Raw genomic sequence first — 6893 nt, forward strand, 5'->3', positions numbered from 1 at the left:
TGCTGGAAGCCGGATTACAGATTGATAAATCTCCTTCGGCAATCAAGTTGCGATTGTACCAGACCCTCTCCAATATTGCTGCCGAGAAGAATTCTACCATTCTTTTCCCATTTCCTGAAGAGGTATTGCCGAGAAACAAGAAGGATAAAGGTAACTAGCCCTATCCAAACAATTTCAGGATGAAGGCAGCGTAAATGCTGCCTTCGTTTTTGGCAGGTGAACAAGCACCAGGATCAATAATCCCAGGAGATCATAAACGAAGTGAAGGATGTGAAACGTAATCCCAAGGAGCAGCTGTATATTGATCCAAAGGATAAGTACCAGTCCAATTCCATAAGCAAATGTCCATGACCAGTGCTGTTCCGGGTAGGGTTGCAGGCTGTTGCTTCCAAATAACGGGACCTTTCTCAATAAACCGTATACAGTAAATGCAGGCCAGACTCCAAGCAGGGAGAACAACAATATGCCCGGGATTGAGAAAGTAGTAAATGGGGTTTCCTCAAGAAGATCTGACGGAAGGCCCAAGCCGGATCCATCCGGAGAGATCATCATGGCAATCCCCCCAAACAGGGCACCCAGTGAGAGCACCGCCAGGCAACTCACCAAGAGCAGAGGAGCAATATGTACCTTCTTGGAATCCATGGTTTAGGGAATTGCCAGTTCCTGCCTGAGGATGTTTTTAAAGCGGGTTGCACTTATGTAGTGATCTTCCAGGAGTTTTCCATTGTGTAGCAGGCTGAATACCCCAAACCCCGATGGGGCACTCTGGGCTTCTTCCGCCGTTTGCAAACGTACCAGCTGTAATTCAATATCGTAGTCCTGTGCGGTGTTCCACAGGGCATTTACAGCCTTATCATGCCAGGGGCACTGGTCCGCATACACCAGCTGCCAGCCTTTATAATTTGACTGTTCCAGCTCCCAGTCGCGCAATTCGGGATCAGGCACTTTTTTATCCCATTTCTTGCACACCAGTTCAAACCTGCCCTTTCGCCCGCATATGGAAAAACCAAGGTTTTTGTACAAACGGGAATCTGACATCCAGGAACCCTTGCTTGTCATGGCACACAAACCGGAAAAGCCTTGCTTACGGGCCGTATTCTCGGCTTTTTCAATGAGGGCAGTGCCATACCCCTTGTTTTTGTTTTTCTTGGGGTAGACAAACAGGCAATGGATGAACATATAGTTGTTGGCCTTAACGGGACGCCAGGCCTTTTGCCCGGGGACGTACTCAATAAATCCGGCCATCTCGTCCTCTGGGTCTTTAAGGATATGCATCCGCAACCCTTCCTGATACCGAAGGGTAAACCAGTGCTCCTTCTGCTGGAACCCGTGGCTTTTTGTATTCTTTATACAAAAAGCGGTTTCTTCCCGGATATTGCCAGGGGTGATATCACAAATGGAGTAGGGAACGGGCATAGATTATTACTAGGCATGGGTCAGCCCCTTCTAAGGGGTAAAATAAGGCTCCAGGCCCTTGAAGCCTGTATTCAACATCTGCACTACTGCAGAACTGGTTACCGTTGCCCCGGAGATCCCATCAACCAGGGTCACACTTTCCACAGAACCCTGTCCTGGTTTCAGGGCAAAACTCTTACCATCAAAACGAATTTCACCGCCAACAAACTGGTCTTGGAATGCCCCTTCGATTATAGCATTTCCATAACCTTCTGTCTCCATCTTATGATCGAATCGGATCTTTATGATTTTGCGGGTTTGCCGATCAAAGAGCACCTCGGTCCAGATGGGGCCTACATAACCCCTTCCCGTGAGGAGCACCAGGCTGAGGTCTGATGCGCGTGATTCAAAGATGGGAAGTGCGGTGGATCCACCGGTCCGCAAAATTCTTTTATGGAATTTCAGGTTTTCCGCTGCATCGCTATCTGCAAGGGAGTCCGTGTTGAACAGGGCTTTAAAACTGAGTACCTCATCTACATCGGTACTGTCGGTCATCGATATGTCCATAAATGCAGCTATTTCCATATACTCAGGGGCCAGCGATTTCTGAGCTGCAACCTCAGGTACGGGAGTGGGTTTAAGCTGTTCTGTTTTCTCCCTGCAAGACATGAAGATCAGGGAGATTGCAAGTAGGCAGACGGGGTAAATGATGGATACACGGTTTGTCATTTTTTCCTTATTTGGATTAGATGTATACAGGGCCAAAAGGCAATGATGTGAAGAGTTCTCGGCCCCTATGTACACTTGGTTTCTTTTTCTGACTTTCCTTCGCTATTGAAGGTCTAACTTTTTCAATTCCCAGTTGTCCCCTTTCTTCACTGCTGCAAGGCTTGGTGACAGGAATTTGGCATGGAGATCAGGCAGTTCATAACGTCTCCGGGACATCAGTATATTGTCTCTCTGGGTAAGCAGGAGCATAATATCTCCTTTTTGGTCCAAAATGACTTCACTGAATTTATAATCGTAAATATTGAGTTGAAAATTATTCTTGCCCCTAAATGTCTTGGTGAGGAGAATACCCACGGCGTATCCCTGGTTAAATTCCGTCACATTCAGGTATTCCGGTTTGATGACTGTTTTTCCGCTCTGGTCAATGAATCCGTAAACGTAGATCTCTTCTTCCTCCAGCATTTCACGGATAAGGCAACGTCCATCCCTGAAAACAGGATAACGTATCCCATCTACGTCTTCCCTGCCGGTGTCTGCGAATTTGTTCCAAACCAGGTCGTCCCTGAAGTCGATCACCAAATCACCTTTCTCATTGATAAAACCCCATTGGTTTCCTTTTCTCACCGCAGCAAGGCCCTCATTGAAGGGTGCAACTTCATCAATTTCGTCCAGTTCCTGAGACATCCCTGAGAAGGGGAGTGAAAAAAGAAGGCAAAGCAGTGCTAATGTTCTCATAATTCAGGTGTTAAATGATTATTATGGCACAAAGGTACTCCCGCGCTCAGGGAAATTATATGACATTAATCAGCCATCCACCTTTTATGAGGGGTATAGGTGAAATTGTAGTGGAATTTCATTCATGTTGCCTAAAACATGATGTTCGAATATATCAGGCTTTTCAATTCCTTGGGCAATCCGTCCCGGATATCTTCCATTTCCCCGAGGGAAACATATTTTCTCAGGTAGATAAAGGTGGTATTGATGTACTGTTCGGCCACCTCATCGCTGTATTCAAAATCGTTAATGGCAGCAGGGCCATCATGCTTTCGGACCAGGTCGATAAATTCCGGAATGCGTTTCACTTTAGGTTTCTTCTTCCTGATGTTCCATCCGTGAACGTAAACGGCTTTCAGGAACATAGGTAGCTGGGCAATAAGTTGCAGGGATTCCTCGGGAGTGATAATATCCCTGAGGGCATGCAAAATTGAGGTTAGGATTCTACCCGCTTTATCTCTGTTGTCACCAAGGTTCATCTCCCTGGTATAGTTCTTAAGGAAGGTGTTTCCTTCTTGTGCGTACTGATTAAAATTAAGTGCCATAATCTATGTGTTTGAAATTAAGAGAGCAATAAATATGGGAAATTCAAAAGCCACCTGAAATGATCAAGATCAGTTCCCCTTTATGCTTTCATTCAGGACGCTGAGAAATCAAATAGCGCTGGGGTATGACCGACTGACCATAATCATGGCATGCCCGTAGGTCGATCCTTAATTTTGAATAAACACCTAAACCCCTGGGCCATGTTTAAAATTCTGCTACCAACGGATTTTTCGGATAATGCCTGGAACGCGATTCGCTATGCCATGAAATTCTTCAGGAATGAGGCATGCACCTTTTATCTCCTGCATACTTACACTCCGGCATTTTACAGGATGGACTACATGATGGGAGGGCCGTCTTTCAGTGCCATTCCTGACACAGGGGTCGATATTTCCCAGGCGGGCCTGGAGAGCACTGTAGAAAATGTAAGATCAAGCTTCAACAATCCAAAGCATATTGTTAAGACCATCTCTGCGTTTAACCTGCTTACCGATGAAATTAACGAAGTATCCCGGGAAAAGGATATCGATCTTATTGTAATGGGCACTCAGGGTGCCACCGGGGCCAAAGAGATCTTCCTTGGTTCGAACACTGTATTTGTTATGCGCAAGGCCCTCGTACCCGTATTGGCAGTTCCGGAAGGCTGTGAATTTAAGCCGGTGAAGACCATTGTGTTCCCCACAGATTACCGGACCAGGTACAAGGAAGAAGAATTGGCCACCATGATGGGATTTGCGAGCATACAAGGTTCAGAGATAACCATATTGCATATAAAAGAAGAATATGACCTGAGTGAAATGCAGCAGGAGAACAAGGATCACCTGGATCAGTGCCTGGATCAGGTGCCGCACCGCTTCGATGAAAAGAAAGGGGTACTGATGCCCGATGCCGTCATCGATTATATTGATGAACACAATTTTGATCTCCTGACCATGATGAATCGCAAACATTCCTTTATGGAGCGTTTGCTGTGGAAGCAGAATGTGGACCAGATCGGATTTCACGTCCAGGTCCCCTTCCTGGTCATACGTGATACAGCCCTAAATAGTAATTAACGAGCCATGAAAAAGATCCTCATACTTACAGATTTTTCCGAACCTGCCTGGAATGCATTATTTACTGCACTTAAGCTCCACGAGGACCGGGAATGCCATTTCTTTATCCTGCACACCTATGAGCCTGCCTTTGCCGGGGTTCTGGGGCAAAAAGGAAAGAAAAGGGTAGGGGTGCTCTATGAATCCCTTTCAACCCATACCAAACAAGAACTCAAAAAGATTCGGGGGTACCTTACAAAACATCACCATCAATCCGGACATCATATTGAAACCCTGTCCCGGGCAGATGACCTGGTTGCAGGGATTCAGAAAATAATCCGTGAGAAGGAAATCGACCTTGTGGTAATGGGCACCAAGGGTGCCACAGGGGCTAAAGAAGTATTTATGGGTAGCAATACCGTTAAGGTTGTTCAGGAAGTCAGGAATTGTCCCATTCTTGTTGTTCCCGAAGAACACGATTTCAAAATGTTGCATACCGTTATTTTCCCCACTGATTTTACCCACCATTTCGATCCGGGGGAATTGAAACCCCTGCAGGATTTGGCAACTGCCTGGAAGGCCAGGGTGGTCGTCTACCAGGTAGCACAGGAATTTCGGTTAAGCGAAGAACAAATGGCAAATAAAGCCGTCTTAGAAAAGCGTCTTGCCGGCCTTGCGCTTGAATTTAGTGAAGGTGTGATGCAAAGCACCCTTGAAGCGGCGATCATGGATTTTACACAGGCATTGGACGCAGATATGATTGCTTTAATCCATTACAGACATTCCTTTTTTGAACGATTGACCCATGAACCGGTTATCAAGAAAATAGGCTTTCATACCCATGTGCCGTTGTTAGTGCTTCCTGACCTCTAAAGGCCTGATTGTAAATCAAAAGCTCCCGTACCCATGCGTATCCTGCTTCCTACAGATTTTTCGAAAAATGCCTGGCATGCCATACAATATGCCCTGTACCTGTTTGAAAGCATCCCCTGCCAGTTCTATGTACTTCATGCCCACCAGGCAGCTCCTTCAGGCCTCGTAAGTACGATCAATAAAGAACGGGATACCCGACTGTTTGAGATTACCCTGTCAGAAGTCCGGGAAAAGCTCAACAAGATCATTTCGCGTTTGCTCGCTATCAATAAGGTGCCCGGCCATAGCTTCGAAGGACTGCTGGAATCCGATACCCTGCTGAACGCGATTGGCAGGAATGTTGTGGATTTGGATATTGATTTTGTGTTTATGGGGACACAAGGGGCTTCTGGCCTAAAGGAAGTGTTTTTAGGTAGCAACACGGTTAAAGTGCTAAAGACTATACACAACTGCCCGGTCATGGCTGTTCCGGAGGCTTTCGAAATTGGCCGGTATACCGAAGTACTGTTTGCCACGGACTTTAAACACCATTACAAGAAGGTAGAGTTACAACCCTTATTAGACCTGTTGCGGATCAGCAATGCTCACCTTAGGGTGGCACACATCAATGTAGAGGAAACCCTGGATCAAGAGCAAAAAGAACTACGCAAAATACTGCAGGGGATGTTGAGCGGGGTGGAACACCAGTTTGAAGAAATCGGGTATTATCCCAACGTGGCAAGCCGTATACAAGAGTGGTCCGAAGAAACCCATGCCGGAATGCTCGCCATGATAAACAGTCAACACGGTTTTTTCAGCAGGTTGGTGCGCGAACCTGTGGTGAAGCGAATCGCATTCCACACCGAAGTACCCTTCCTTGTATTACCCGTAGTCCCGTGAAACCGGCTCTTTGGGCCCTTTGCATAGAGATGGAAATTAATCTACCTCCCAGAGCGCTTGTAGCAGGATAAAGCTATAAATTTGTAAGCTGTTAAACCTCGCCAATGAGCAAAGCCGTTTATATTGCTACTTCCGAGCCCAATAGTGGTAAGTCTATTGTTACCCTTGCCGTTATGCGCCTGCTTACCGGAAGGGCGGCCAGAGTAGGTTATTTCAGGCCAATTATAGACGACTATCCGAAAGGTGTAAGGGACAACCACATCGATACAGTTCTTACCTATTTCAATCTCAACCAGTCCTATGAAGAGACCTATGCCTGTACGAGGAGTGAGGTGATTCAACAGATCAACCAGGATCAGGCAGATGAAGTAGTGGATATCATCTTTGAAAAATACAAGGAGCTACAAACGCGTTTTGAATTTGTCCTGGTCGAAGGCACAGATTTTAGTCGGGAAGGGTCGGTAATTGAATGGGATTTTAACGTGCTTATTGCACAAAACCTGGGTATACCGGCTATCCTGCTGGGAAATGCTTCTGGGAAAAGCCCGGAGGAGCTGGCCGGTTACCTTAATATGGCGTATGATTCCTTTCAGAGCAAAGGAGTGGAGGTTCTCCTTGTGGTAGCCAATAAGTTGGCCGAAGAACACCTTGAGGTACTGCGAA

9 protein-coding genes are annotated in these 6893 nt (G+C 46.4%); 4 read left to right on the forward strand and 5 right to left on the reverse strand.

The features are described from left to right. Positions 1 to 174: 174 nt before the first annotated feature. From AC4E7D_RS09670 to AC4E7D_RS09690, 5 genes are all read right to left on the reverse strand, one after another. Positions 175 to 642 (reverse strand): hypothetical protein, encoded by a 468-nt coding sequence (locus AC4E7D_RS09670; RefSeq protein WP_490173595.1) that lies wholly within the window; start codon positions 640 to 642, stop codon positions 175 to 177. Positions 643 to 645: 3 nt separating this feature from the next. Further along, a complete protein-coding gene (locus AC4E7D_RS09675) occupies positions 646 to 1416 on the reverse strand; it encodes a GNAT family N-acetyltransferase (protein ID WP_490173596.1) in 771 nt (256 codons plus the stop codon). A 30-nt stretch (positions 1417 to 1446) separates the two neighbouring features. Beyond that, positions 1447 to 2124, reverse strand: a complete 678-nt coding sequence (locus tag AC4E7D_RS09680) for an FMN-binding protein (RefSeq protein ID WP_490173597.1) — start codon at positions 2122 to 2124, stop codon at positions 1447 to 1449. A 102-nt stretch (positions 2125 to 2226) separates the two neighbouring features. Continuing rightward, positions 2227 to 2859: a WG repeat-containing protein gene (locus AC4E7D_RS09685; protein WP_490173598.1), complete on the reverse strand. Its 633-nt coding sequence runs from the start codon at positions 2857 to 2859 to the stop codon at positions 2227 to 2229. 131 nt (positions 2860 to 2990) lie between these two features. Further along, positions 2991 to 3443 carry a DUF2267 domain-containing protein gene (locus AC4E7D_RS09690; protein WP_490173599.1) on the reverse strand — a complete coding sequence of 151 codons (453 nt, stop codon included), beginning with the start codon at positions 3441 to 3443 and terminating at the stop codon, positions 2991 to 2993. A 201-nt stretch (positions 3444 to 3644) separates the two neighbouring features. On the opposite strand from AC4E7D_RS09690, the gene AC4E7D_RS09695 reads away from it, so the two are divergent. The 4 genes from AC4E7D_RS09695 to AC4E7D_RS09710 form a co-directional block, all read left to right on the forward strand. Further along, positions 3645 to 4499: a universal stress protein gene (locus AC4E7D_RS09695; RefSeq protein WP_490173600.1), complete on the forward strand. Its 855-nt coding sequence runs from the start codon at positions 3645 to 3647 to the stop codon at positions 4497 to 4499. Positions 4500 to 4505: 6 nt separating this feature from the next. Beyond that, entirely contained in the window at positions 4506 to 5351 is an 846-nt protein-coding gene (locus AC4E7D_RS09700) for a universal stress protein (RefSeq protein WP_490173601.1), read from the forward strand. 33 nt (positions 5352 to 5384) lie between these two features. Further along, positions 5385 to 6230, forward strand: a complete 846-nt coding sequence (locus AC4E7D_RS09705) for a universal stress protein (RefSeq protein WP_490173602.1) — start codon at positions 5385 to 5387, stop codon at positions 6228 to 6230. 104 nt (positions 6231 to 6334) lie between these two features. Beyond that, positions 6335 to 6893 (forward strand): AAA family ATPase (locus tag AC4E7D_RS09710; protein ID WP_490173603.1); only part of this gene is annotated, 559 nt, incomplete at its 3' end.

Source organism: Lentiprolixibacter sp. (assembly GCF_982873095.1).